This is a genomic window from Streptomyces sp. SD31 (assembly GCF_052068475.1).
GTDB lineage: Bacteria > Actinomycetota > Actinomycetes > Streptomycetales > Streptomycetaceae > Streptomyces.
In genome coordinates this window covers 725,032-749,338 of sequence record NZ_JBQHCX010000002.1, presented here as the reverse complement: position 1 = coordinate 749,338, position 24,307 = coordinate 725,032, and the positions used below count along the sequence as shown (strand labels likewise).

The 24,307-nt window shown below is 70.3% G+C and carries 27 protein-coding genes and 1 tRNA gene; 10 read left to right on the top strand and 18 right to left on the bottom strand.

All coding sequences use genetic code 11. From position 1 onward, the window contains the following. The first annotated feature begins 48 nt into the window (after positions 1 to 48). Entirely contained in the window at positions 49 to 303 is a 255-nt protein-coding gene (locus ACTMVF_RS07350; protein ID WP_441270116.1) for a hypothetical protein, read from the top strand. Positions 304 to 351: 48 nt separating this feature from the next. On the opposite strand, the gene ACTMVF_RS07345 is transcribed toward ACTMVF_RS07350, so the two are convergent. The 4 genes from ACTMVF_RS07345 to ACTMVF_RS07330 all read right to left on the bottom strand — a co-directional run bounded on the left by ACTMVF_RS07345 (position 352) and on the right by ACTMVF_RS07330 (position 5,016). Beyond that, complete coding sequence (locus tag ACTMVF_RS07345; protein ID WP_441270115.1) at positions 352 to 1,098, bottom strand: DUF6227 family protein; 747 nt, start codon at positions 1,096 to 1,098, stop codon at positions 352 to 354. A 178-nt stretch (positions 1,099 to 1,276) separates the two neighbouring features. Continuing rightward, positions 1,277 to 2,494 (bottom strand): L,D-transpeptidase, encoded by a 1,218-nt coding sequence (locus tag ACTMVF_RS07340; RefSeq protein ID WP_441270114.1) that lies wholly within the window; start codon positions 2,492 to 2,494, stop codon positions 1,277 to 1,279. Between the two features lie 168 nt (positions 2,495 to 2,662). Then, complete coding sequence (locus ACTMVF_RS07335; protein WP_441270113.1) at positions 2,663 to 3,691, bottom strand: P1 family peptidase; 1,029 nt, start codon at positions 3,689 to 3,691, stop codon at positions 2,663 to 2,665. An 86-nt stretch (positions 3,692 to 3,777) separates the two neighbouring features. Beyond that, entirely contained in the window at positions 3,778 to 5,016 is a 1,239-nt protein-coding gene (locus ACTMVF_RS07330; RefSeq protein WP_441270112.1) for a low temperature requirement protein A, read from the bottom strand. A gap of 126 nt (positions 5,017 to 5,142) precedes the next feature. On the opposite strand from ACTMVF_RS07330, the gene ACTMVF_RS07325 reads away from it, so the two are divergent. Continuing rightward, entirely contained in the window at positions 5,143 to 5,325 is a 183-nt protein-coding gene (locus tag ACTMVF_RS07325) for a hypothetical protein (protein WP_403331410.1), read from the top strand. A 4-nt stretch (positions 5,326 to 5,329) separates the two neighbouring features. Here the strand turns inward: ACTMVF_RS07325 and mscL are convergent, their stop codons facing one another. The 6 genes from mscL to ACTMVF_RS07295 form a co-directional block, all read right to left on the bottom strand. Then, positions 5,330 to 5,788 (bottom strand): large conductance mechanosensitive channel protein MscL, encoded by a 459-nt coding sequence (gene mscL, locus ACTMVF_RS07320; RefSeq protein WP_441270111.1) that lies wholly within the window; start codon positions 5,786 to 5,788, stop codon positions 5,330 to 5,332. A gap of 87 nt (positions 5,789 to 5,875) precedes the next feature. Then, on the bottom strand, positions 5,876 to 6,421 hold the full coding sequence (locus ACTMVF_RS07315) for a hypothetical protein (RefSeq protein WP_441270110.1): 546 nt from the start codon (positions 6,419 to 6,421) through the stop codon (positions 5,876 to 5,878). Between the two features lie 141 nt (positions 6,422 to 6,562). Further along, positions 6,563 to 7,405, bottom strand: coding sequence for an S-methyl-5'-thioadenosine phosphorylase (locus ACTMVF_RS07310; protein ID WP_441270109.1), 843 nt, complete (start codon positions 7,403 to 7,405; stop codon positions 6,563 to 6,565). Positions 7,406 to 7,503: 98 nt separating this feature from the next. Beyond that, positions 7,504 to 7,836 (bottom strand): FmdB family zinc ribbon protein, encoded by a 333-nt coding sequence (locus ACTMVF_RS07305; protein ID WP_441270108.1) that lies wholly within the window; start codon positions 7,834 to 7,836, stop codon positions 7,504 to 7,506. Between the two features lie 67 nt (positions 7,837 to 7,903). Further along, complete coding sequence (locus tag ACTMVF_RS07300; RefSeq protein ID WP_441270107.1) at positions 7,904 to 9,196, bottom strand: MFS transporter; 1,293 nt, start codon at positions 9,194 to 9,196, stop codon at positions 7,904 to 7,906. 238 nt (positions 9,197 to 9,434) lie between these two features. Beyond that, a complete protein-coding gene (locus ACTMVF_RS07295) occupies positions 9,435 to 10,955 on the bottom strand; it encodes a potassium/proton antiporter (protein ID WP_441270151.1) in 1,521 nt (506 codons plus the stop codon). A gap of 255 nt (positions 10,956 to 11,210) precedes the next feature. On the opposite strand from ACTMVF_RS07295, the gene ACTMVF_RS07290 reads away from it, so the two are divergent. Next, positions 11,211 to 13,976: a penicillin acylase family protein gene (locus ACTMVF_RS07290; RefSeq protein WP_441270106.1), complete on the top strand. Its 2,766-nt coding sequence runs from the start codon at positions 11,211 to 11,213 to the stop codon at positions 13,974 to 13,976. Between the two features lie 73 nt (positions 13,977 to 14,049). Here the strand turns inward: ACTMVF_RS07290 and ACTMVF_RS07285 are convergent, their stop codons facing one another. Further along, positions 14,050 to 14,670, bottom strand: a complete 621-nt coding sequence (locus tag ACTMVF_RS07285) for a 5-formyltetrahydrofolate cyclo-ligase (RefSeq protein WP_441270105.1) — start codon at positions 14,668 to 14,670, stop codon at positions 14,050 to 14,052. Between the two features lie 94 nt (positions 14,671 to 14,764). On the opposite strand from ACTMVF_RS07285, the gene galU reads away from it, so the two are divergent. The 7 genes from galU (at position 14,765) to ACTMVF_RS07250 (ending at position 20,363) form a co-directional block, all read left to right on the top strand. Next, positions 14,765 to 15,667, top strand: a complete 903-nt coding sequence (gene galU / locus ACTMVF_RS07280; RefSeq protein ID WP_403331432.1) for a UTP--glucose-1-phosphate uridylyltransferase GalU — start codon at positions 14,765 to 14,767, stop codon at positions 15,665 to 15,667. Positions 15,668 to 15,671: 4 nt separating this feature from the next. Then, complete coding sequence (gene glp / locus ACTMVF_RS07275) at positions 15,672 to 16,994, top strand: molybdotransferase-like divisome protein Glp (RefSeq protein WP_441270104.1); 1,323 nt, start codon at positions 15,672 to 15,674, stop codon at positions 16,992 to 16,994. Between the two features lie 86 nt (positions 16,995 to 17,080). Then, positions 17,081 to 17,575, top strand: a complete 495-nt coding sequence (moaC, locus tag ACTMVF_RS07270) for a cyclic pyranopterin monophosphate synthase MoaC (RefSeq protein WP_441270103.1) — start codon at positions 17,081 to 17,083, stop codon at positions 17,573 to 17,575. Beyond that, positions 17,572 to 18,072 carry a MogA/MoaB family molybdenum cofactor biosynthesis protein gene (locus ACTMVF_RS07265; protein ID WP_441270102.1) on the top strand — a complete coding sequence of 167 codons (501 nt, stop codon included), beginning with the start codon at positions 17,572 to 17,574 and terminating at the stop codon, positions 18,070 to 18,072. Before moaC ends, ACTMVF_RS07265 begins: the two co-directional genes overlap by 4 nt. Before the next feature lie 20 nt (positions 18,073 to 18,092). Then, positions 18,093 to 18,728: a GNAT family N-acetyltransferase gene (locus ACTMVF_RS07260; RefSeq protein ID WP_441270101.1), complete on the top strand. Its 636-nt coding sequence runs from the start codon at positions 18,093 to 18,095 to the stop codon at positions 18,726 to 18,728. A 196-nt stretch (positions 18,729 to 18,924) separates the two neighbouring features. Further along, complete coding sequence (gene sepX / locus ACTMVF_RS07255) at positions 18,925 to 20,220, top strand: divisome protein SepX/GlpR (RefSeq protein WP_441270100.1); 1,296 nt, start codon at positions 18,925 to 18,927, stop codon at positions 20,218 to 20,220. Between the two features lie 69 nt (positions 20,221 to 20,289). Continuing rightward, positions 20,290 to 20,363, top strand: a tRNA-Ala gene (locus ACTMVF_RS07250). A 72-nt stretch (positions 20,364 to 20,435) separates the two neighbouring features. On the opposite strand, the gene ACTMVF_RS07245 is transcribed toward ACTMVF_RS07250, so the two are convergent. The 7 genes from ACTMVF_RS07245 to ACTMVF_RS07215 form a co-directional block, all read right to left on the bottom strand. After that, positions 20,436 to 21,659 (bottom strand): site-specific integrase, encoded by a 1,224-nt coding sequence (locus tag ACTMVF_RS07245; RefSeq protein WP_441270099.1) that lies wholly within the window; start codon positions 21,657 to 21,659, stop codon positions 20,436 to 20,438. Then, on the bottom strand, positions 21,656 to 21,862 hold the full coding sequence (locus ACTMVF_RS07240; RefSeq protein ID WP_441270098.1) for an excisionase family DNA-binding protein: 207 nt from the start codon (positions 21,860 to 21,862) through the stop codon (positions 21,656 to 21,658). The genes ACTMVF_RS07245 and ACTMVF_RS07240 overlap by 4 nt, the downstream gene beginning before the upstream one ends. Next, positions 21,859 to 23,250 carry a replication initiator protein RepSA gene (gene repSA, locus ACTMVF_RS07235; RefSeq protein WP_441270097.1) on the bottom strand — a complete coding sequence of 464 codons (1,392 nt, stop codon included), beginning with the start codon at positions 23,248 to 23,250 and terminating at the stop codon, positions 21,859 to 21,861. The genes ACTMVF_RS07240 and repSA overlap by 4 nt, the downstream gene beginning before the upstream one ends. Further along, positions 23,247 to 23,456 carry a hypothetical protein gene (locus tag ACTMVF_RS07230; RefSeq protein WP_441270096.1) on the bottom strand — a complete coding sequence of 70 codons (210 nt, stop codon included), beginning with the start codon at positions 23,454 to 23,456 and terminating at the stop codon, positions 23,247 to 23,249. The genes repSA and ACTMVF_RS07230 overlap by 4 nt, the downstream gene beginning before the upstream one ends. Further along, the gene (locus ACTMVF_RS07225; RefSeq protein WP_441270095.1) at positions 23,456 to 23,635 is read right to left on the bottom strand and encodes a hypothetical protein; all 180 of its coding nucleotides are present in this window, start codon (positions 23,633 to 23,635) and stop codon (positions 23,456 to 23,458) included. The genes ACTMVF_RS07230 and ACTMVF_RS07225 overlap by 1 nt, the downstream gene beginning before the upstream one ends. Positions 23,636 to 23,727: 92 nt before the next feature. Next, positions 23,728 to 24,105, bottom strand: coding sequence for a hypothetical protein (locus ACTMVF_RS07220; RefSeq protein WP_441270094.1), 378 nt, complete (start codon positions 24,103 to 24,105; stop codon positions 23,728 to 23,730). Between the two features lie 16 nt (positions 24,106 to 24,121). Further along, positions 24,122 to 24,304 (bottom strand): mobile element transfer protein, encoded by a 183-nt coding sequence (locus ACTMVF_RS07215; RefSeq protein WP_441270093.1) that lies wholly within the window; start codon positions 24,302 to 24,304, stop codon positions 24,122 to 24,124. Between the last annotated feature and the right edge of the window lie 3 nt (positions 24,305 to 24,307).

Below are 24,307 nucleotides of genomic sequence, written 5' to 3'. Positions count from 1 at the left end.
GTCACGGTCCGGGCCCAAAGGCCCGGACCGTGGTGTCTACTGGGGCTTATGCCTGAGCATGTCTCGTTCCTCCAGCTGCTGGGGCCGGTCGTCCTCGCCCTGGCGGCCGTGCTCTGGGTGATCGGCCTGACCCGCGTCCTGCGCCGTGCCCGCACCGAGTCATCGCCGTGGCGCACGGGCCCGGCTCTCTCCGCGCTCCCACAGCAGCGGCAGCCCTCCCCCGAGTTGGAGGCCGTGGAACTCACCCCGGCGGAACGGGACGCCTTCGCGGGACTCGTACGACAGCTCAGCGACGGTCGCTGAGCGGAGGACCCGGCGGCACGGCACCTGCGCTGTGCGGTGGAGCCGGTGTTACGACACCTGCGCCGCCCGTCGCTCCATCGCATCTCGTGCCGCGTCCTCGCTGACGTACACCTCGCACATGTGCCGCCCATCCGGTGTGGCCGTGTGCTCGACCTCCCAGAGGGAGACCTCCTTGCCGTCCTGCAGCAAGAAGGCGTGCTCGTAGAGCGAGAAGGACAAGCCGGCGCGCCCGGTGCGGCTCGGGCGCCCGAACGCCTGCGTGATCTGGTGCGCGAACGCCGTGGTCAGCAGCGCGGCCGTCGCCGCGTCCGGCCGGTCGTGGTTCTCCGCCCGGCGCAGCAGCCGACGCGCGTGGTCCGCCGAGTCGTCCGGCACATACGCGTGCCGAGGCGCGGGTATCGGCGACAGCTGCACCGTCACCGGCAGTTCGAAGTCCGGCGCGTCCGGCGGCAACGGCAGCCGCGCGGTCGCGGCCCGCAGCTCCTCCTCGTCGATGTACACCTCGTGCTGGGGCGCCCGGCCCCGCGCGGTGTTGTGGACGAGCTCCCACAGCGTGAGCGCCGAGCCGTCGGCGAGCAGCCAGGTGTGCCGGTACGTCTCGCGATGCAGCCCCGCGCTGTGGTGCGCGGAGTGCAGCGAGCCGTCATGAGCCAGCGCACAGTCCAGCCGCCGTATCGTCTCGTCGGGCAGCTCGAAGGAGTTCAGGGCACGGCCGAGGAGTCGCGCGAGGTGCTCCTCAGGAGACTCCGGCGACTCGGGTGGTTCGTACGCTGCCGTCTCGTACGGAACGCTCAAGGTTTCTCCCGGCGTTGCTGCATGTCACCTTGTGGGTGCATACCGTAGCCCCTCGGGCGGACATCATGTCCGGGAACCGAGAAAACGTACGTCCGGTAAAACGCGCGGACCGCGCGAGAAGTTCCCGCGCGGCCCGACGAACCGTCAAGAATCCCTGCCGGGACGGTATTTCACGGGGTCACGCGGCGCTGCCCGCGACCCACTCGTTCCATGACATGTTCCAGCCGTTGAGCCCGTTGTCCGGCGCCACGGTCTTGTCGGGGGAGTGCTTGACGATCACCACGTCGCCGAGGAGCGAGTTGTCGTAGAACCACTTGGCAGGCGTGTCCCCCTGCCCGCCCTGCACGTCCCGCAGACCGACGCAGCCGTGGCTGGTGCCCTGGCTGCCGAACGGCGGGTTGCCCTTGTTGTACCAGTAGTTGCCGTGCAGGAAGGTCCCCGACTGCGTCAGCCGCATGGCGTGCGGCACATCCGGGATGTTGTACGCGTTGTCGAGGCCGACGGTCCTGCTGTCCATCCGCAGCTTCGTGAACTTCTCGGAGATCACCATCTGCCCGTTGTACGTGGTGAACTCCGAGCTGCCGGCCGAGATCGGAACGGACTTGACGGTCTTGCCGTCGCGCACGACCGTCATGGTCTGCGTGTTGACGTCGACGGTGGACACCTGCGAGCGGCCGATGGTGAAGGTGACCGTCTTCTTCTGCACCCCGCGCACGCCGTTCGCGCCCTCGACGCCGTCCAGGTCGATCTTCATCGTGACCTTGGAGCCGGCCTTCCAGTACTCCGCGGGCCGGAAGTCGAGCCGCTGCGTCCCGAACCAGTGCCCGACCACCTTCTGCCCGCTGCTGGAGGTGACCTTGATGTGCGACTGCACGGCCTTCTTGTCGCTGATCGCCTTGTCGAAGTTGAACGACACCGGCATGCCGACACCGACCGTGGTGCCGTCGTCGGGGGTGTACGTCCCGATGAAGCTGTTGGCCGGAGTGACCGTGGTGAAGTGGGAGTCGGCGGCGGCCGTACGCCCGTCGGCATCCTTCGCGGTGGCCGATATCTGATACTTCGTCCCTCGCTCCAGCTGCTCCTTCGGCTGCCAGCTGCCCCCGTCGGCCGACAGCGAACCCGGCACGGCCTGCCCGGTCCCCGCCACCGTCATCTTCACGTCGGTCAGCTTGCCGTCGCTGACCTTCACGCCGGTCGTGTTGATCGACGCGCCGGTCGAGCCGTCCTTCGCCGAGATCACGATCTTCGCGGCGGACGCCTTGGAGGAGTCGCTGCCCCCCTTGTCGTCGTGGTCGGCGTTGGCGCTCCCACCACACGCGGTGAGGGTCAGGGCGCCGATCATCAGGGCGGCACAGGCCCCCAGTGCGCGCCGCGCTGCTATGTCCGGCGTTGTCACGAGCTGCTCCAGTTCTTACGATCTGCGGGATCCGTTCCGTTCCACGGTGGAAGAGGCCACCGTCACCGGGGCGGGTTCCCGTCGTTCGCGGTGAATGCCATCACGTGACACAACCGCGACAATCGCCGGCGCGCAGCAGGCGTCACCCCGCAGTGTCGCTCCCTGCCGTCACTGCTCCCCGTACAACTCCCCGTACGACGGCCACACTCCACCCGGCCCGTCCACCGACTCGGCCGCGCGCACGGCACGCACGATCGCCCGCGTCACGGTGTCCGCGCCCGCCGCGAGAAGCTCGTTCAGCGCGAGCGGGTGCCCGGGGTCGAGCGGGCGGTCCCCGGTGGCCAGCACGAACACGGTGTCCCCGTCGTTGAGCAGATGCACCGGCCGCACGGCGCGCGCGATGCCGTCGTGCGCCGTGCCGGCCAGCTTCTGCGCCTGCGCCTTCGACAGGTCCGCGTCGGTGGCGACGACCGCGAGCGTGGTGTTCAGCGGGGGCGGCGCGTTCTTCGCGGCGATCTCCGCGAGGCGCAGGCGCGCGGCCTCATGCATCTGCTCCCGCGGATACTCCACCCGCCCCTGGAACAACTCCCCGTACAACACCCCTGTCTCCGGGTCCACCGCCGCCCCCGCCGCGTTGGCCACCACGAGCGCGGCCACGGTGATCCCCGAGTCGAGAACGACGCTCGCCGTGCCGACCCCGCCCTTCACCGCCCCGACCGTCGCCCCCGTACCCGCGCCCACGCACCCCTGCCGCACGGGCGCCCCCGTCCCGCTCGCCGCGGCCGCCTCGACCGCCGCCCGCCCGGTGGCCGCGTCCGGCCTCGCCCGGAAGTCGCCGCCCCGGCCCAGATCGAAGACGCAGGCCGCGGGCACCACCGGCACGACATGCGCCGGATCCAGCCCGACGCGCACCCCGCGCCCCCGCTCCTCCAGCCACGCCATCACCCCGGACGCGGCGTCGAGCCCGTACGCGCTGCCGCCGGTCAGCACGATCGCCTCGACCCTCTGCACGAGGTTGCGCGGATCGAGGGCGTCGGTCTCCTTGGTGCCGGGGCCGCCGCCGCGTACGTCCACGGCGGCGACGGCCCCGCCCTCGGGTGCGAGGACGACCGTGGTGCCGGTGAGCCAACCGTCGCCGATGCGCGTCGCGTGCCCCACCCGCAGCCCGGCGACATCTGTCAGAGCGTCAACTGTCATGCGCCCAGTCTCGTCCAGCCACCGGCGCGGGCCCGCGATGTCCGGCCACGTAGGGCCGGTCAGGCGACCGGGCCGTGCGGGGCCGGTCAGGCGACCGGCGCCCGCGCCGCCGTCCCGCCCTCCCGGGGCGTCCCGCGTGCCGCCAGCGTCTCCCCGGTCGCCACCGCCCCCGCCGAGACGAGGCCGGCCGCGAGCACCGCCCAGTCACCCAGGAACGTGCAGCAGATCACCAGCAGGGCCGTGGTCGGCAGCACCAGCTGCTGGGCGATGCCCACCTTGAAGTAACGCGAGTGCAGCGCCCAGACGGTGAGCAGGTAGAGCGCCGTCGGCAGGGTCACCGCCGCCGACGCGGCCAGCGTCGAGATGTGCGCCTTGCCGACGACCTGCTCGACCGCCACCTCCAGGCCCGCGCCGATCGCGGCCGCCGAGGCGAAGACCAGATAGTGGCCGTAACCCCACAGGAACGCCTGCTTGTTGGAGCGCAGATGACCATGGATCGGCACCACGAAGTAGATCCACCAGGCGGCGAAGATGAGCAACAGCCCGCCCGCGGCGATCGGCAGCAGGTCACCCAGCGCGTCGTTCTCGTCGATGCCGGTCTTCACGCCGACCGTGGCCGCGGCGATGGTCTCGCCCAGCACGATGATCGTGAACAGCCCGTACCGCTCGGCGATGTGATGCGGATGCCAGGACGTGGGGTGGTCCTTCTCCGCGTACGGCGGCACGCACATCTCGAGGATCGCCATCACCAGGAACACCCAGCCCCTGGCGCCCTCGGGCGCGACCACCAGGCCGACCCATCCGATCTGGCACAGCAGCACCCCGCCGGCGTACCGCAGAGCCATCGTCCGTTCCGGTCCCGCACTTGCCCTGGCCGCGCGCAGCCACTGCGTCACCAGGGCGAGCCGCATGATCACATAGCCCACCAGCACCGCTTGGTACTCGTGGTCCTCGAACGCCTGCGAGACCCCGGCCGCCAGCACCAGCACACCGGCGATCTGGATCAGGGTGACAACCCGGTAGAGCACGTCGTCGTTGTCGTACGCCGAGGCGAACCAGGTGAAGTTCATCCAGGCCCACCAGATGGCGAAGAACACCATCGCGTAGTCGAGGATCCCCTCGCCCGCGTGCCCCTCGGCGACGGCGTGCACCAGCTGCACGCCCGCCTGGGCGATGGCCACGACGAAGCACAGGTCGAAGAAGAGCTCCAGCGGGGTGGCGGCCCGGTGTGCCTCACCCCGGCCACGGGCCGTGAGCCTGCGCAGCGGGCGGCGGGTTCCCGGCGGGCGGGAGGGGTCCGGCGCGGGAGTCGAACTGGACGTCATGAGATCAAGCACAGCAGATGGGACGGGGAATTTCTTGCGAAGGGATCACCAGCGCGCAAGTGCCGGAACCGTCGCCGGGAGGCTTGTCGCCGTGGAGGGCCGCCGTGCGGGCCGTACCCTGGACGCATGAGTACCGCCCCCGCCCCCGAGCCGCGCGAGCCGAAGCCCGCGCTGATCTTCGACGACCCGCTGGACCAGCAGTCCTCCGACGACACGGACCGCGGGTGGGGCGAGCGGCCCGGCGGTGAGGGCGACAGCGCCGCCGACCTGAAGCGCTTCCTCGACGAGAAGCCGCCCCACCACCTCTGAGCCGCTATCGCTCGTCGTGCCCCGAACCGCGCTGCGCCACCAGCGCGTCGCGGATCTCCTTGAGCACCTCCAGCTCGGTCACCTCGATGACCTCGTGGGCGCCCTCCTTCTCCTTCCTGCGGGCCTCGACCCGGGCCAGGTACTTCGCCATCGGAAGCACCATCAGGAAGTAGACGACGGCCGCGGTGATCACGAAGCTGAGCGTGGCGCCGAGGACCGAGCCCCACAGGATCCGGATCCCCTGCTCGCCCTCGCACGTCGAGCTCAGGCACGAGCTGTAGTGATCGAGGTTCTTGGTGCCGATCGCGCCGACCAGCGGGTTGATGATCCCCTTCACCATCGCGTTGACGATGTTGGTGAACGCGGCGCCAATGACCACCGCCACAGCCAGATCGACCACGTTTCCGCGCATCAGGAAGGCCTTGAAGCCCTCCCAGACGCCCGGATCCTTCTTCTCGCTCACTTCGGAGCCACCCCTCGCACACACACGTTGTGGAACAGACCGCTCCGCAACCTACGTCAGGGCTACGCCGTCCTGTCCAATCGCAGCTCAGCACAGCGTCACCGCCAGCCGCGCGGTAGCGCTCGCTCCCGCGAGGCGGGCCGCGGTGGCACGCGGCACCGAGAGCACGACCAGCGCCCCGCTCTCGGCCGCGGCGTCCAGCGGCTCCGGCACCTCGGTCACCCGCGCCCCGCGCGCGACCACCTGGGCGTCGCCGCCCGTCGCGGTGTCCTCCGCGGCGATCACGTCGACCCGGTCGCCGGGGCGCAGCAGCCGCACGGTGGCTCCATCGGCGATCCGCACCGGCGCGGCCACCGCCTCGACGGCACGGTGTTTCCGTACGGGCTCCGCCACCGGATGCCCCCGCGTCCGCTCGGCATCTCCGGGGCCCGCCGCCACGATCGCGGCCGCGGTGACGGCGAGCCCGGCTGCCGCGGCGCGCCTCCGGTGCCGTAGGAGCCGGCGCAGCTGATACCGCCCGCCGCGCACACGGACCGGGGCGAAGTGCGGCACCTCGCATGTGGCGGGGGCGTCCGTGCCCAGCGGGCGCGGAGCAACCGGGGAGGAAGAGGAGGAAGAGGGAGGGAAGGACATGGGGGTCACCACCTGCGACGACGGATCGGCTGTCGAAGCCACGATGAGCCATCGCGACGCCGTCCGCTGAGGCCGGTGGACTACCGGCCGGTTGTGGACAACTCCCTCACCCGAACGAGACGTTCCGCCCCCACACCGCCGCTACGGCAGCTCGAACCCGGGGTCCATCCCGCCCAGCGCCGTCGTGCACAGACAGTCCCGCTCCTCGTTCGCCGGCAGCGCGGCCACCGCGTCGAAGAGCACGCCCCGCAGCCGGTCCACGTTCGCCGCGAACACCCGCAGCACCTCGTCGTGCGAGACGCCCTCGCCGGTCTCGGCACCCGCGTCGAGGTCGGTGACCAGGGCCAACGCGCTGTAGCAGAGCTCGAGTTCACGGGCGAGCGCCGCTTCGGGGTGGCCGGTCATGCCCACCACCGACCAGCCCTGGGCCCGGTGCCACAACGATTCGGCACGAGTCGAGAAGCGCGGCCCCTCTATGACCACCAGCGTGCCGCCGTCCACCGGCTCCCAGTCCCGTCCGCGCGCCGCCTTCAGCGCGGCCGCGCGCCCCGCCGGGCAGTAGGGGTCGGCCAGCGAGACGTGCACCACGTTCGGCACGGTGCCGTCGGGCAGCGGCAGCCCGTCGAAGTACGTCCCCGCCCGGGACTTCGTACGGTCGACCAGCTGGTCCGGCACGAGCAGCGTGCCCGGCCCGTACTCGGGACGCAGGCCGCCCACCGCGCACGGGGCGAGGACCTGGCGCACGCCGAGCGAGCGCAGCGCCCAGAGGTTGGCCCGGTAGTTGATCCGGTGCGGCGGCAGATGGTGGCCGCGGCCGTGCCGGGGCAGGAAGGCAACCCGCCGGCCGGCGATCTCGCCGAGGAAGAGGGAGTCGCTGGGCGGCCCGTACGGGGTGTCCACCTGTATCTCGGTCACGTCGTCGAGGAACGAGTAGAAGCCGGAGCCGCCGATCACGCCGAGTTCGACGTTCGCCTTGTTCACCATGCCCGCACCCTAACCGGACCCGGAGAAGCCGAGGACCCCGTCGCCGGATGACGACAGGGTCCCGTAAGAGCTGGGTCCTACGCGCGCGTAGGGGGTGCTTACGCGGCGGAGCTGCTGGAGGAGGTGCCGGTGCTCGACGACTTCGAGTCCGAGGACGACGAAGAAGCCGTCGAGGAGGACGAAGAGGAAGAGGACGAGTCGGACGAGGAGGACGTCGACGACTTCGACGACGCCGGCGAGCTGCTCGACGAGGAGCCGCGGCTGTCGTTGCGGTAGAAGCCGGAGCCCTTGAAGACGATACCGACCGCGGAGAACACCTTCTTGAGGCGGCCCTGGCAGCTGGGGCACTCGGTCAGGGCGTCGTCGGTGAACTTCTGCACCGCTTCGAGACCCTCGCCGCACTCGGTGCACTGGTACTGATAGGTGGGCACTGTCTTCCTCCTGGCACTCTCACTCGATGAGTGCTAACGACGAACCATAGTGACGTATTCCAGCCGCTCAGTCCACTGCCACCGGCACGCGGTGACCGACGCCACGTGCGACGGTACGACCGCCGGGCCGCGCCGCCAGCCGCGAGCGCAGCGCCACCAGGGTCGCCAGGGCGAGCATCGTCCCGCCCATCGGCACCAGGAACCCGGCCCCGCCCCAGAAGCGGTCCTCCAGCTGTCCGGCGACCGTGACGGCGGCGGCCTGGCCGAGCGCCACCGCGCCCGTGAGCCAGGTGAAGGCCTCGGTGCGGGCCCCGGCCGGAACCAGGTCCTCGACCAGGGTGTACCCGGTGATCAGCGCGGGCGCGATGCACATGCCGACGAGCAGCCCGAGGCCGGCCAGGACGAGCACCGAGTGGGCGGCCCACAGGCCGGACGCGGCCAGCGCGAGGGCGGCGTATCCGACGACGAGGCGGCGCTGCGGGGCCACCTTCCACGCGATGGCGCCGCAGGCGATGCCGGAGAGCATGTTGCCCGCCGCGAAGGTGCCGTACAGGACGCCATTGAGTCCGGGTTCGCCGATCGACTCGGTGAAGGCGGCCAGCGAGACCTGCATGCCGCCGAAGACGGAACCGATGCCCAGGAAGGTCACGATCAGCACGCGTACGCCGGGCACGCGCAGGGCCGAAGCGTGCTCCACGCGCGCGTGCCCACTGACGGTGACCGAGGGCTGGGTGCTCTTCTGCGCGGCGAACAGCAGACCGCCGAGCAGGGTGAGCGCGGCCTCCGTCACCAGGCCCGCGGCCGGGTCGACGGCGGTGCACAGGGCGGTGGCCAGCAACGGGCCGACGACGAAGGTCAGCTCGTCCGTGACCGACTCGAAGGCCGCCGCGGTCGTCATCAGGGGCGAGCCCTGGAGCTTCACGCCCCAGCGGGCCCGCACCATGGGCCCGACCTGCGGCACCGAGGCACCGGTCGGGACGGCCGCCACGAACAGCGCCCACAAGGGGGCGTGGTTAAGCGCGAGCACCGTCAGGGTCAGGCCGGACAGCGTGTGCACCAGCACGCCGGGGACCAGTACGGTGCGCTGCCCGTAGCGGTCGGCGAGGCGGCCGCTGTACGGCGCGAACAGCGCCATGGAGACGCCGGTGACGGCCGCGGCGGCGCCCGCCGCGCCGTAGGAGCCGGTGGTGTGCTGCACGAGCAGCACGATGGAGATGGTCAGCATCGCGAACGGCTGGCGTGCCGCGAAGCCGGGCAGCAGGAACGTCCAGGCGCCGCGGGTGCGCAGCAGCTGTCCGTATCCCGGGCGGGAGGGAGCCGACGAGTCCTTCGACGGCTCGATGGTGACCGTGGACGCCACGGCCCGTGCCTTTCTGCCGCCTGGTAGCGCGACCCCGTCGGGTGGGGGGCGGCGCCGAGAGCTGTCCTGTCGCGCGGAACTGCGGTAGATACCGGCGCCCACTGAAGGAGGGGCATCCCGGCCGCCATACGGTCGCGCCAGCTCTGCGTCAGGCAGAGTTGGTTTGATCGGGGTTACGCCTGCATAGTACAGGGAACAGCGCCTGTCGCCCCTGTGAAAATGAGCACTGTCCGGTGCTTCACCTGCGATTGGATCGCCCGGTTCCGGTCGCCCCGTTCGTCCCCAGCCACCCGGCCAGCTTGCCCCCGGCCCCCACGGCGCGCAGTCGGCGCTCCGCGGCGTCCCGTACCGGATCCGTGGCGACCACGAGGAGTTCGTCGCCGAGCCGCAGCACCGTCGTCGGCAGCGGAACGAACGACTTTCCCTCGCGGACGACGAGGGTGACGGCGGCTCCGGCGGGCAGCCGCAGCTCGTTGACCTCGACGCCGTGCATCTTCGAGCCCTCGGGGATCGCGACGGACAGCAGATGTCCGCGCAGCCGCTCCAGCGGCGCCGACTCGATGCCGAGGTCGGCGGCCTCGGGGCCCCGGCCGAGGTGCAGCTTGCGGGCGAGCCAGGGCAGCGTCGGTCCCTGGACCAGGGTGTAGACGACGACCAGGACAAAGACGATGTTGAAGATGCGGCGGCTGTCCTCGACGCCGCCCACCATGGGGATCGTCGCGAGAACGATGGGCACGGCGCCGCGCAGCCCGGCCCAGGACATCAGTGCCTGCTCCCGCCAGGGGACCCGGAACGGCACCAGACATGCCACGACGCTCAGCGGGCGCGCCACCATGGTCAGCACCAGCCCGATGGCCAGCGCGGGCAGGATGTCGTCGCCCAGCTCGTGCGGGGTGACCAGCAGGCCGAGCAGGACGAACATGCCGATCTGGGCGATCCAGCCGAGCCCGTCGGCGAACCCGCGGGTGGCCGGCCAGTGCGGCAGCCGCGCGTTGCCCATCACCATCGAGGCCAGGTACACCGCCAGGAAGCCACTGCCGTGCGCCGAGGCGCCCGCCGCGTACGCGGTGACGGCGATGGCCATGACGGCGATCGGGTAGAGGCCGGAGGCGGGCAGCGCCACATGCCTGAGCCCCCAGGAGCCCAGCCAGCCCACCGCGATGCCGATGGCCGCGCCGATGGCCAGCTCCAGGGTTATCTCGCCCAGCAGCGCGTACCAGTGCTCGATCGGGCCGGACTGGGAGAAGGCGACGACCAGGATGACCACGGGGGCGTCGTTGAAGCCGGACTCGGCCTCCAGGGTGCCCGTCACGCGCGAGGGGAGAGGGATCTTCCGCAGCACGGAGAAGACCGCGGCGGCGTCGGTCGAGGAGACCACCGCCCCGATGATGAGCGCCTGCCGCCATTCCAGCCCGACCAGGTAGTGCGCGGCCGTCGCCGTGACCCCGACGCTCACCGTGACCCCGACCAGGGCCAGCGCGGAGGCGGCCGGAAGCGCCGGCCTGATCTCCTTCCACTTCGTGCCGAGACCACCTTCGGCCAGGATCACGACCAGCGCCGCATACCCGATGACCTGCGTCAGCTCGGCATCGTCGAAGCGGATGCCGCCGATGCCGTCCTGGCCCATGAGCACGCCGATGCCCAGGTACACGAGCAGGCTGGGGAGCCCGCTGCGCGAGGAGATCCGGACCGCTGCGACGGCGACGAGCAGGACGAGCGAGCAGACGAGCAGGAGCTGGTTGAGGTCGTGGACAGTCAGCGGCCGTTCCCTTTCCCTGGCCCACGCGCGCGCGTGGGCTCACGTACATAGGACACGAAGTGGCGGTTCTCCGCACCCAACTACTTCGTTACCTTACCTAACTCTTGACGATTTCTTGACACTCGGGCAGGCATGATCGAACGTCCGTCCGTGCTGGTTCCCTACTCCGCGTCAAGTTGGACCGGGCCCTGCGCCTATGGTTGCTCCAGCACTCCAGGACCGCCTGCCGCTCGCGTTAGGACAGCAAGGACAGCGATGCCCCCCAACACCACCGCCTCCACGGGTCAGCAGCCCGGCAAGTCCGGCAGGAAGAAGGGGCGCAAAGCCCGCCTGATCGTTCTCGTGCTGGTGCTGGCCCTCGTCGGAGGCGTCGGCTACGGGGGGTACTGGTCCATCAGCACCGTCCGGGCCTCCTTCCCGCAGACCAAGGGCTCCCTCACGCTCGCGGGCCTGTCCGGGCCCGTCGACGTGAAGCGCGACGACTACGGCATCCCGCAGATCTACGCCTCCTCCGACGAGGACCTGTTCATGGCCCAGGGCTACGTCCAGGCGCAGGACCGGTTCTACGAGATGGACGTACGCCGCCACATGACGTCCGGGCGCCTGTCGGAGATGTTCGGCAAGAGCCAGGTCGACAACGACGAGTTCCTGCGCACCCTGGGCTGGAACCGGATCGCCAAGGAGGAGTACGACAAGACGCTGTCGGCCTCCACCAAGAAGTACCTCCAGGCCTACGCCAAGGGTGTCAACGCCTACCTGGACGGCAAGGACGGCAAGGACATCTCCCTGGAGTACGCGGCGCTCGGGTTCACCAACGACTACAAGCCCGAGCAGTGGACCCCGGTCGACTCGGTCTCCTGGCTGAAGGCGATGGCCTGGGACCTGCGCGGCAACATGAAGGACGAGACCGACCGCGCCCTGATGACCAGCCGCCTCGGCCCCAAGCAGATCGCGGACCTCTACCCGGACTACCCGTACAGCCGCAACAAGACGATCGTCCAGTCGGGCCAGTACGACGAGGTCACCAAGACGTTCGAGCAGAGCGGCGCCACGTCCTCCGCGGGTTCGTCGACCGCCGGGTCCACGAGCGGTACGGCCGCCGCCTCGGGCACCGGCACCGGCCTGCAGAGCCAGCTGTCGGGCCTGCAGAACGTTCTGGACGACCTCCCCACGGCCGTCGGCGTGAACGGCAACGGCATCGGCTCCAACTCCTGGGTGGTCCGCGGGAAGTACACGATCACCGGCAAGCCGCTGCTGGCCAACGACCCGCACCTGTCGGCCTCGCTGCCGTCCGTCTGGTACCAGATGGGCCTGCACTGCCGCACGGTCTCCAGCAAGTGCCAGTACGACGTCTCCGGCTACACCTTCGCGGGCATGCCCGGCGTGGTCATCGGCCACAACCAGAACATCGCCTGGGGCATGACCAACTCCGGCGTCGACGTCACCGACCTCTACCTGGAGAAGCTCTCCGGCGACGGCTACCTGTACGACGGCAAGACGGTCCCCTTCACCGCGCGCGAGGAGACCATCAAGGTCGCCGGCGGCGCCGCCAAGAAGATCGTCGTCCGTGAGACCAACAACGGGCCCCTGCTGTCCGACCGCAGCTCCGAACTCGTGAAGGTCGGCAGAAAGGCCACCGTCGACACCGCCGCCCCCGACCGCGGCGACGGCTACGGCATCGCACTGCGCTGGACCGCGCTGAGCCCGGGCACCACCATGGACGCCGTCTTCGCCATGGACAAGGCGACGAACTGGAGCGACTTCCGCGCCGCGGCCGCCCTGTTCGACGTGCCCTCGCAGAACCTGATCTACGCCGACACCAAGGACAACATCGGCTACACGCTGCCCGGAAAGATCCCCACGCGCGCGCAGGGCTACGACGGCTCCGTCCCGGCGCCGGGCTGGGACGCCAAGTCCCGCTGGACCGGTTACATCGACCAGGACGAGCTGCCGTACGAGTACAACCCGTCGCGTGGCTACATCGTCACCGCCAACCAGGCCGTGGTCGACCAGTCCAAGTACCCCTACACGCTCACCACGGACTGGGGTTACGGCGCCCGCAGTCAGCGCATCACCGACCTGATCCAGTCGAAGATCGACGACGGCGGCAAGATCTCCACCGACGACATGCGCCAGATGCAGCTGGACAACAGCAGCGAGATCGCCAAGCTGCTCGTGCCCAAGCTGCTGAAGATCGACATCGAGGACAAGGACGTCCGTGAGGCGCAGAAGCTCCTGGAGGGCTGGGACTACACCCAGGACGCCGACTCGGCGGCGGCCGCCTACTTCAACTCGGTCTGGCGCAACATCCTCAAGCTCGCCTTCGGCAACAAGCTGCCCAAGGAGCTGCGCGTCGAGGGCCAGTGCCTGTGGGTCGATCCCGTCAACACCACCGGTCCCGCGGACGAGACGGAGAAGGTGCGCGAGTGCGGTGAGCGCGAGGCCGACCAGGCGCAGCCGGACGGCGGCGACCGCTGGTTCGAGGTCGTCCGCACCCTCATGGACGACCCGAAGAACGACTGGTGGACCACACCGAAGTCGCTCACCCGGCCGGGCGCGGTGCACAACCGTGACGACCTGTTCAAGCGCGCCATGATCGACGCCCGCTGGGAGCTGACCGCCAAGCTCGGCAAGGACATCGACACCTGGAGCTGGGGCCGGCTGCACCGCCTGTTCCTGAAGAACCAGACCCTCGGCACCGACGGCCCGAGCTTCCTGCAGTACGTCCTCAACCGAGGCCCCTGGAAGCTCAGCGGCGGCGAGGCCACGGTCAACGCCTCGGGCTGGAACGCCGCCGGCGGCTACGGCGTCGTCTGGGTGCCGTCGATGCGGATGGTGGTCAACCTCGGCGACCTCGACAAGTCGAAGTGGATCAACCTCACCGGTGCCTCCGGGCACGCCTACAGCGCCCACTACACCGACCAGACGGACAAGTGGGCCGACGGCGAACTGCTCGACTGGTCCTTCTCGGACGGCGCGGTCGACGAGAGCACGAGCGACACCCTGGTGCTCAGGCCATGACCCACTGACGGTCGAACGACCGAAGGGGCCCTCCACGCGCGCGTGGAGGGCCCCTTCGCATGCGGAGCGCGGCTCAGGATTCCCGGAAGCGGCGCGTGCCCGACGGTGTCACCACCGCGTGCACCGGCCGGTCGTGCGGCTCCTCGGGGACGTGCTCGACGACCTCGGAGTCGTACAGCAGCACCACCAGGGCGGGATGGGCCCCCGCGCGTTCCAGCCGGGCGAGGACGCGGTCGTACGACCCTCCGCCGCGCCCCAGACGCATCCCGCGCGCGTCGACCGCGAGGCCCGGCAGCAGCACGACATCGGCGTCGGTCACGGCGTCCGGGCCGAGGCGTTCGCCGGTGGGCTCGAAGAGGGCCATCTTTCCGCCGTGTTGGACGCGGGCGAGGGAGTCCTCTCCCGTGTACGCGCCCCAGTCGAGGTCGTTGTCGGGCAGCAGGGCGGGCAGCAGGACGCGCACACCCCGCGCGCGCAGCGCGTCCAGCAGCGCGAGCGTGCCGGGTTCACTCCCCACGGAGACGTACGCCGCCACCGTGCCCGCATGCGCCAGCTCGGGCAGCTCCAGCGCCCGCCCGGCCAGCGCGGTCGCCGATGCCCGCAGGTCATCGGCAGTCAACCTGTTCCTCACCGAGACGAACTCTCGCCGCAACGTTCGCTTGTCAGTCTCGGCCGGACGCCCGCTGTGACTCACTGGTCGTTCCCGAACCCTTCCTTATGCGCTCATATGAGAGCCAATTAACCGGAGCCTCAGATTCCCTGCAAAGGCACCGGATATGGTGTCGGGCATGACTCAGTCACACCCTCGGATCAGCAAGGCTGTCATCCCCGCAGCGGGCCTGGGCACCCGCTTCCTGCCGGCCACCAAAGCCACTCCCAAGGAGATGCTGCCGGTCGTCGACAAGCCGGCGATCCAGTACGTGGTCGAAGAGGCCGTCTCCGCCGGCCTCGACGACGTCCTCATGATCACGGGCCGCAACAAGCGCCCCCTGGAGGACCACTTCGACCGCAACTACGAGCTGGAATCGGCCCTTCAGAAGAAGGGCGACGCCGGCCGGCTCGCGAAGGTGCAGGAGTCCAGCGACCTCGCCACCATGCACTACGTCCGCCAGGGAGACCCCAAGGGCCTCGGCCACGCCGTCCTGTGCGCCGCCCCGCACGTCGGCCACGAGCCGTTCGCCGTTCTGCTCGGCGACGACCTGATCGACCCGCGCGACCCGCTGCTCAAGCGGATGGTCGAGGTGCAGGAGCAGCGCGGCGGCAGCGTCATCGCGCTCATGGAGGTCGCCCCCGAGCAGATCCACCTCTACGGTTGTGCGGCCGTGGACCCCACCGAGGACAGCGACGTGGTCAAGGTGCACGACCTCGTCGAGAAGCCCGCCGCGGCCGACGCCCCGTCGAACTACGCGATCATCGGCCGCTACGTCCTCGACCCGCACATCTTCGACATACTGCGCAAGACCGAGCCGGGCCGCGGCGGCGAGATCCAGCTCACCGACGCCCTCCAGCAGCTCGCCGCGGACGAGAAGGTCGGCGGACCCGTGCACGGCGTCGTGTTCAAGGGCCGCCGTTATGACACCGGTGACCGCGGCGACTATCTGCGTGCCATTGTCAGACTCGCATGCGAACGTGAAGACCTGGGCCCGGACTTCCGGACCTGGCTTCGCAGTTACGTAGCCGAGGAGATGTAGGGATTTGAGCACCGCCGCGACCCGCCCCGCCGGTCAGGACCACCTCTGGTCGGTGGACGAGCACCTGGAGGACATCCTCGCGACCGTCCGCCCCCTCGAACCCATCGAGCTGCAACTGCTCGACGCCCAGGGCTGCGTCCTGGTCGAGGACGTCACGGTGCCGGTCTCCCTGCCGCCGTTCGACAACAGCTCCATGGACGGGTACGCGGTGCGGGTCGCGGATGTCGCGGGCGCGAGCGAGGAGTTCCCCGCCGCGCTGGAGGTCGTCGGGGACGTCGCGGCGGGCCAGGCCGACCTGCTCCAGGTGGGCCCCGGCCAGGCCGCCCGCATCATGACCGGCGCCCCGCTGCCGCCCGGCGCCGAAACCGTCGTACCGGTGGAATGGACCGACGGCGGCCTCGGCGAGGGCCCGGTGACCGGGATGCGCGCCCGCAGCCTCGCCCCGGAGGGCGCCCAGGGCCAGGTGCACGTCTACCGGCCGGCCGAGGCACGCGCGCACGTGCGCGCCAAGGGCAGCGACGTGAAGTCCGGCGACCGCGCCCTCGAGGCCGGCACGATCCTCGGCCCGCCACAGATCGCGCTGCTCGCCGCGATCGGCCGCGGCACGGTACGTGTGCGCCCGCGCCCACGCGTGGTCGTCATGTCCACCGGCAGCGAACTCGTCCAGCCCGACGAGGACCTGGGCCCCGGCCAGATCTACGACTCCAACAGCTTCGCCCTCACCGCCGCCGCCCGTGACGCCGGCGCCATCGCCTACCGCGTGGGCGCCGTCGCCGACGACGCCGAGACCCTTCGCTCCACCATCGAGGACCAGCTCGTCCGCGCCGACCTCATGGTCACCACCGGCGGCGTGAGCGTCGGGGCGTACGACGTCGTCAAGGAGGCCCTGTCCCACGTCGGTGACGAGGACGAGGCCGGCAGCGGCGTCGAGTTCCGCAAGCTCGCCATGCAGCCCGGCAAGCCCCAGGGCTTCGGCTCCATCGGCCCGGACCACACCCCGCTGCTCGCGCTCCCGGGCAACCCGGTGTCGTCGTACGTCTCCTTCGAACTGTTCGTCCGCCCCGCGATCCGCACCCTGATGGGCCTGGAGGACGTCCACCGCCCGCGCACGACCGCGACCCTGGCGGCGGACGAGGCGCTGACCTCGCCGAAGGGGCGCAGACAGTTCCTGCGCGGGACGTATGCCGACGGCGCGGTGCGGCCGGTCGGCGGCGCCGGATCCCATCTGATCGCGGCCCTCGCGCACGCGGACGCGCTGATCGTGGTCCCCGAGGACGTGGAGAGCGTCGAGCCCGGCAGCGAGGTCGAGGTGGTCCTGCTCGGCTGAGAGGCCCTGCTTGGCGGTACCGTGTCGCGCACAGCAGGCCCGTGCGCCGCACCGCGACGGGCCCGGACCGGGAGCGCCACACAAGCATGAGCACGCAGGACCCATCCACGCAGGACCACCTCACGCACATCGACGACGCGGGCGCGGCCCGCATGGTCGACGTGTCCGGCAAGGACGTGACCGCGCGCACCGCCCGCGCCAGCGGCCGGGTCCTCGTCTCGCCCCGTGTGATCGAGTTGCTGCGCGGTGAGGGCGTCCCCAAGGGCGACGCCCTCGCCACCGCGCGCATCGCGGGCATCATGGGCGCCAAACGCACACCGGACCTGATCCCGCTGTGCCACCCGTTGTCGGTGTCCGGTGTGAAACTGGATCTGTCGGTCGCGGACGACGCCGTGGAGATCCTGGCCACCGTGAAGACCACGGACCGCACGGGCGTCGAGATGGAGGCCCTCACCGCGGTCTCCGTCGCCGCGCTCACCGTGATCGACATGGTGAAGGCAGTCGACAAGGGAGCGGTCATCACGGACGTACGGGTCGAGGAGAAGACGGGCGGCAAGTCGGGCGACTGGAGCCGGGCATGACGTATCGCGCTCTGGTGGTCACCGCCTCCAACCGGGCTGCCGCCGGGATCTACGAGGACAAGGGCGGCCCGCTGATCGCCGAGGGCCTGAAGGGCTTCGGCTTCGACGTCGAGGGGCCGCAGGTCGTGCCCGACGGCGACCCGGTCGGCGCCGCCCTGCGCGCCGGTGTCGAGGCCGGGTACGACGTCATCGTGACCACGGGCGGCACCGGCATCTCGCCGACCGACCGCACACCCGAGGTGACCCGCGAGGTGATCGACCACGAGGTGCCGGGCATCGCGGAGGCCATCCGGGCGTTCGGCCGGGACAAGGTGCCGACCGCGGTGCTGTCCCGGGGCCTGGCCGGAGTGGCGGGGCGCACGCTGATCGTGAATCTGCCCGGTTCCAGCGGCGGGGTGAAGGACGGCCTGGCCGTCCTGGAGCCCCTCCTGATCCACGCCGTCGACCAGATCCGCGGCGGCGACCACCCCAGACCCAGCAGCGGGGGTGCGAGCTGAACAGCCCATCCTGGCCCGTCGTGCTGGGGGACGGCGATGTCGTCCTCCGGCCGATAAAGATGCGCGACCAACGGGCCTGGCGCGAGGTCAACCGGCGCAACCGGGACTGGCTGCGGCCCTGGGAGGCGACGATTCCGCCGCCCACGCCCAGCGGGCCGATCGCGCACCGGCCGACCTACCGCCAGATGGTCCGGCATCTGCGGTCCGAGGCGAACTCGGGCCGGATGCTGCCGTTCGTCATCGAGTACCAGGGGCGGCTGGTCGGGCAGTTGACGGTCGCCGGGATCACCTGGGGCTCGATGTGTTCGGGGCACATCGGTTACTGGGTGGACGAGGCGGTGGCGGGCCGCGGGGTGATGCCGACCGCCGTGGCGCTGGTCGTGGACCACTGTTTCCGCACCGTCGGGCTGCACCGCATCGAGGTCTGCATTCGCCCCGAGAACCGCCCGAGCCGCCGGGTCGTGGAGAAACTCGGATTCCGCGAGGAGGGAACGCGTCCGCGATATCTCCACATCGACGGAGCCTGGCGGGACCATCTCGTCTTCGCGCTCACGGCGGAAGAGGTGCCGGAGGGGTTGCTGGGCCGCTGGCACCGGGCACTCTCACAGGAGACACCGCGCACGAACCCGCAGAACAGCCGGGGCAATCCCGCGTAGCCGGGAAGCAGCCCCCGGAAATTGAATAAGTGTTCGAAATTGACGCCGGATGACCGCCTCGGGGCATTAAATTCGCGCCCTGGGCGGGCTGCTGATCGCATCGGTCACAAAAAAAGTTCGAAATATCAGCCAGATCGTGCGACACACCGGCTCAATTGGCAGATGGCCTCACGCAAACCCCTCTACCGTGTGAGGCGTGAGCAGCAGCGGCCTCATCTACGCAGTCATTGTCGGGGCCTGGGCCGCCTACTTGGTGCCGATGTGGCTCCGTAGGCAGGACGAGCTGAACGAGGCCCGTCCGACGGAACGCTTCAGCACAGCCATCCGGTTGCTGTCCGGACGGGCGGGGATGGAGCGCCGGTACGCCAAGGACCTGCGCGCGCGCTCCACCGACGAGGGGGAGCCCAGCGCCGATGACCCGGGCGACGTCACCGAGTCGGTGGACGTCCGGGCCTTCGCCATGCCTCCGACCCGTCCGCAGACCCAGGCGGCGGTCCAGGCCCAGGCACCGGAGCGCCCGGAGCCGGCGCGCGAATCCGCACGGGAACAGGGAGGCAAGGCGGCGCCCGAACACGGGTCCAGGCCGGCCCCCGAACGTGCCAACGCGCCCGCGGCCGAAACGGGCTCCGGCCCGGAGTCCAAGGCGCGCAAACGGGTCCCCGCACCCCGGCGAGCACCCTCGGACGAGGCGGCCGCGGCGCGTGCCAGGCGCTTGAAGGTGCTCGCGCGCCGACGGCGTACCACCGTGATGCTCTTCCTCGCCTTCACGCTCGGCGCGATCGTCGCCGCGGTCGGCGGGCTCGCCTTCCTGTGGGCGCCCGGCGTTCCCGCCGTGATGCTCAGCGGGTACATCGCGTACCTGCGCTCCCAGGAGCGCCGTCGCTTCGCCTACCAGATGGACCGGCGCGGCGCCGAGGCCGCCGCGCAGCGGCTTCGCGAGCAGGCGCGCCAGTCGCGCCGGCGAGGCGGCCCCGACCCCGGTGCCGGTCTGGATGAGCCCGACGAAGGGCCCGAACCAGGCACCGACCCCGGCCTGTCCGCCCTCGCCGCGGACCGGCGCGCCCTCGTCGAGCAGACCGATCACGCCGAGTGGGTCGACCAGCAGCGGGAGCGCCGACGCAGGCCGGGGCACGGGGACAGCTGGGACCCGGTGCCGGTGCCGCTGCCGACGTATGTGACCGCGCCGGTCGCGCCACGGGCCACTCCCGATGTGGACCTCGGCGCGCCGGACGCGTGGAGCTCGGCGCGGTCGAGCCCCGTCGGCCGGGACCGGGACGCGGGCGGCGATGCCGGGGACGGTTCCGCGCGGGGCGCGGAGTCGGGGGTGCCGGGAGAGTCGGGAGACGAGGCTCGCGGTGAGGAGAAGGCCGAGGGGGGCGGCCGCAGCGACGCCCGCCGGGCCGCTTCCGCCCGCCGGGCGCGCGAGCGGGGCCGTACGCCACTGTTCGACCAGTACGAGGACGGAGACCGGCCGCGCGCGGCGAACGAGTAGCGGCCGGCCGGGGCCGGGAATGGATTTCCAAGCAGGCCGATCGGGGTGCTAAAGTTTCACTCGTTGCAAGGGCCTGTGGCGCAGTCCGGTAGCGCACCTCGTTCGCATCGAGGGGGCCAGGGGTTCAAATCCCCTCAGGTCCACGCAGCTCAGAGCCCCGGTTGGTGATCACCGACCGGGGCTCTGACGTGTCGTACAGCAGCGAAGTACAGCAACTACTTTGGATCTTGCTTCCCAAGGTGCTTGCCGAGCTTGCGAAGTGCCCGGCGGGTCGCCTCGGACGGGACGTGCGTGTACACCTCCATCGTCACCGCGATCTTGCTGTGCCGAAGGATCTGCATCGCGATCCGGGGGTGCACGTCGAGAGCGGCGAGCAGCGAGCCGCACGTGTGCCGGGTGTCATGCAGACGGATACGGCGGACGCTCGCCCGCTCCGATCGAGCGACGAACAGCCGGTTGAAGTTGCGAGGTTCGTACGGTGTGCCGTAGCGCGTCGTGAACACAAAGTCGGATTCCGTCCACAGCTCACCAGCGGCTTGCTTCGCCAACTCCTGCTCCTTCAGGCGGAGTTGAAGCGCCGTGATGCAGATCTGCGGCAGCGGGAGCGTGGCCGTCGACGCCTCGGTCTTGGTCTCGTCATGGACCAGGCGCCGATTGATGCGCTGTAGCTGCATCTGCACCGTGATCTCTCCGGCGTCCAGGTTCACGTTCTCCCAAGTGAGGCCCAGCACCTCACCTCGCCGGAAGCCAAGGACCAGGATGAGCACGTAAGCCGCGTACAGCGGATCACGTGCCGCGCTTGCCGATTCGAGGAACTGGCGAGCCTCTTCCACGGACCACGGGTGCCGCTTCTTCTTCCGCGCCGACCGCACCTTGACCAGGCCCGCCACATTCTTCGAGATCAGCTCTTCCGTCATGGCATTGGTCAGAGCCGAACGCAGAACCGCGCGAGCATCCTGCACAGTGCGACGTGACGGGATGCGCTCGCAGCACTCACCGGCGGCGCAGCAACGCGGCTCGTCCCGCTTCGCATCCAGACCCTGAGCGCAGCACTGGCACTGATCCAGGAGGGTGTTCACCCAGTTCCGCACGTCCCGCACGGTGAGCTTGTCGAGCCGCTTCGAGCCCAACCCTGGCGCGATGTACAGCCGGACGTGCATCGCGTACGTCTCAGCCGTTTTGGGCTTCAGGTCCGGCTCTACGACCTCCCGGAGCCACCGCGTGAGGTACTGCGCCATGGTCGGCGTAGACGTCGCTACCGGCCCTTCCTTGGCCTCCGCATGCAGCTTGATCCACTTGCCGTGGACCTCATCACGGGTCTTGCCGTAGACGTACTTCCGCTTGCGCTTGCCGTCCGGAGTGTCGACCCAGACGTACGCAGCGAAGCCGTTCTTGTACGGGTAGATCGAGCCCTCACCCTTGCCACGCTTACCGCTCATGCTGACACCCCCTCAGGCGCGGAGGCGACGTGCTGGACGTACTCGTCAACCCATTCCGGCAGGATGCGCCGGTTGCGGCCGACCTTTACCGAACGGATCTCTCCGGTAAGGACCAACATCTTCGTCTTCGAGAGGCCGAAGCCGAGCATGGCCGCAACCTCCGCTGTGGTGTGCCACTTCGGCCGGATAACGGTCGTGGTCATGCGGCTGCTCCTTCCAGGTCGAGCAGGGCGGGTAGCTCTTCACGTGCGGTTTCGCGGCTCTGTTGGATGTCGCGGTGGATGTTGGCGGCGAGCCAGGATTCGCCGGGGGTGTGGCCGTGTCCGGCGTAGGTCCAGTGGGTGAGGGTGAGCGTGGTGGCCTCCGTGTCGTCGGGGTCGGGCAGGCCGAGGGCTTCGCGTTGTTGGGCGGCGCGGTAGTCGGCGCGGACCTGGCGCAGGGCGCCGAGGGTGGTGGAGTAGCGGCGGGACTTGGTGGAGAAGTGGCCGCGGAAGCCGAGCATGTGGGCCCAGTCGCGCAGCTTGCGGTCCGGGTACAGCGCGTGCAGGTCCAAGCAGGCTTCGATCAACCGGCGGGGATGGTCGGGCACCCCGAGCAGCACGAGGGCTTCCTTGTTGCCGATCCGGCGGTCGACGGTGCCGGTGGTCTCGGCTGCCTTCGTGGCGTACTTGGCCACGTAGGAGGCGACGGCCTGTTCGGTGATCTCCTCACCGTGGCCGAAGGCGCCGATCGGCTGAACGTCGAGCTGGGTGCCCCAGCGCAGCGTGCGAGCCGGTTGGTCACCGGCCGGGGGCACGTCGACCGCGACACGGGCAGCAGCCGCGTGAATCGCGTCGGTGAGGAGATCAAGGGTGGCCCAGGTCGGAGGCGGGCTGTCCGGTCCGTCTGGGCCGTCGAAGCGGATCACCGCGTGGAAGTGCACGGCTCCGCGCTTTTGGTACTCGGCGACCTTGCCGAAGGAGACGCGGGACTGTTCTCGGGCGGCTTTCTGGGTGAGTCCGGCCCGGCGGGCGATCTCGCGGCGGAGGTAGATCGTGAAGTAGCGCCACAGCTCGGAGGCGTGGTTGTTCCACAGCACCGCACCCGCGTAGTCGTACGACGCCGGATCGAGCGGGGTACCGAGTTCGGGTGCATCCTCCCAGTGCCGGACACCGCAGCGGCAGAGCCGTGTGCCGGGACGGTTGTGGACGGGGCCGAACGAGGGGGCGGTGAGGGTGGCGAAGACGCGGGGGTGATCCCGCACAGTCTCGGGGGTGCCCTTGGCGGGGTCTCCGGTGAGTCCGGCGCGGATGAGGTGGTAGGTGTCCCCGGCGTACGTCCAGGCGCAGGCCGGGCACCGGGAGGCACGCCGGTTACCGCAGGCCACGCGGAGCATGCCACCGGGCTCATTGTCGGTGGTGTAGGCGTGCAGAACGGTCTTCGTGGCGGGATCGATCGTCTTCGTGCCGCCGATCAAGCGGATCGGGTCGGAGCAGCCGCCGGTACGGCGGATCTGTTCCTGCCAGCGGTCGAAGTCGGCCGATCCGGCCACCCTCAGCACGTCGGTGAGGGTGGCCGCATCCAGGCCCGCCAGGGTGGCGGTATCGGTCACCGGCCCCACCGCCGCTTCTGCGGGGTACTGGCCGTGGTGCTGGCCGGTCCGGATGTGTCCGTCGACTTGCCGGGACGGGTCGGCTTTTCGGCCCGCTGGGTGTCGTGCAGGCTGTGGGCCTTCGCGGTCTTCTTCAGGCGGTCGTAGTCGCCGTCCAGTCCGTCGGAGTGGATGCGGTCGACACCGAGGCTCCAGCGGCGGGGCATCAGGCGCTCACCCCCTGCTTGCGCAGAGAAAGGGCGTGGCCGGTGCCCTGGCAGACGTGGCAGACGACGTGCAGGAGCACGCGGGAGCCGTCGCGGTGGCGGTCACCGGTGGCGATCGAGACGACGCTGAAGCCGTCGCAGTGGTGGCAGACCGGACGGTTCGAGGCGTGGACGGGCATGATGGGGTCTCCCTTTCGGGTCCGTTGGATCGGGAAGGTGGAAGCCATCCGGGGCGGCGGATCTTTGGCGAGAGAGGCCGCCCCGGAGGGTGCTACTTGCGGTAGCGGTTCTTGGACCGGACGCTCGGGGAGCGCACGGGGTGCTTGCGCGGCGAGCGGGAGCGCCGACCGGTGCCCGCGCGGGATAACTCCCGCTTCTTGGATGCGCGGTTGATCGTGTAGCTCAGGCCGCCGGTCGCGGACAGGACCGCGACGGCCGAGGCGGCAACGACCTGGGCGACGAAAGCGATCACCAGCAGCACGACCACGGCGGCGGAGGCGATGACCAGAGTCAGGACGATCGGGCCCTTGTAGGAGCGCGGGGCTTCCTGGACGATCACGACCTTGCGCACGTCAGTGCCGGGCGGGATCTGCCGGTAGACGTCAGCGGGGATGTGACCGGCGCGGAACTGGTCTTGAGGTAACTGCACGGGTCGGCCCTCCGGGTCAGGCGCAGCGGTGGGTGCGGGCGGCGAGTTCAGCGGCCGAGCGGTCGTTGTGCTCGGTCGAGAAGCCGCACTTGGGGGCGGTGCAGGCAGCGGTGTGCTTGGTCTGGCCGCGGCCGTTGTTGAACGTGCCGACCTTGACCGGTCCGATGCGGATCACGTCGTAGAAGCGGTTTGGACGCATGGG

Bases quoted from the DNA above. Each gene is read 5' to 3' on its own strand.
- moaC (WP_441270103.1), top strand. From the start codon at position 17,081: ATGAGCACGCAGGACCCATCCACGCAGGACCACCTCACGCACATCGAC.
- ACTMVF_RS07290 (WP_441270106.1), top strand. From the start codon at position 11,211: ATGCCCCCCAACACCACCGCCTCCACGGGTCAGCAGCCCGGCAAGTCC.
- ACTMVF_RS07310 (WP_441270109.1), bottom strand. From the start codon at position 7,405: ATGGTGAACAAGGCGAACGTCGAACTCGGCGTGATCGGCGGCTCCGGC.
- ACTMVF_RS07240 (WP_441270098.1), bottom strand. From the start codon at position 21,862: ATGACCACGACCGTTATCCGGCCGAAGTGGCACACCACAGCGGAGGTT.
- ACTMVF_RS07265 (WP_441270102.1), top strand. From the start codon at position 17,572: ATGACGTATCGCGCTCTGGTGGTCACCGCCTCCAACCGGGCTGCCGCC.
- galU (WP_403331432.1), top strand. From the start codon at position 14,765: ATGACTCAGTCACACCCTCGGATCAGCAAGGCTGTCATCCCCGCAGCG.
- ACTMVF_RS07330 (WP_441270112.1), bottom strand. From the start codon at position 5,016: ATGACGTCCAGTTCGACTCCCGCGCCGGACCCCTCCCGCCCGCCGGGA.
- ACTMVF_RS07350 (WP_441270116.1), top strand. From the start codon at position 49: ATGCCTGAGCATGTCTCGTTCCTCCAGCTGCTGGGGCCGGTCGTCCTC.
- ACTMVF_RS07245 (WP_441270099.1), bottom strand. From the start codon at position 21,659: ATGAGCGGTAAGCGTGGCAAGGGTGAGGGCTCGATCTACCCGTACAAG.
- ACTMVF_RS07315 (WP_441270110.1), bottom strand. From the start codon at position 6,421: ATGTCCTTCCCTCCCTCTTCCTCCTCTTCCTCCCCGGTTGCTCCGCGC.
- ACTMVF_RS07215 (WP_441270093.1), bottom strand. From the start codon at position 24,304: ATGCGTCCAAACCGCTTCTACGACGTGATCCGCATCGGACCGGTCAAG.
- ACTMVF_RS07325 (WP_403331410.1), top strand. From the start codon at position 5,143: ATGAGTACCGCCCCCGCCCCCGAGCCGCGCGAGCCGAAGCCCGCGCTG.
- ACTMVF_RS07335 (WP_441270113.1), bottom strand. From the start codon at position 3,691: ATGACAGTTGACGCTCTGACAGATGTCGCCGGGCTGCGGGTGGGGCAC.
- ACTMVF_RS07225 (WP_441270095.1), bottom strand. From the start codon at position 23,635: ATGCCCGTCCACGCCTCGAACCGTCCGGTCTGCCACCACTGCGACGGC.
- ACTMVF_RS07230 (WP_441270096.1), bottom strand. From the start codon at position 23,456: ATGCCCCGCCGCTGGAGCCTCGGTGTCGACCGCATCCACTCCGACGGA.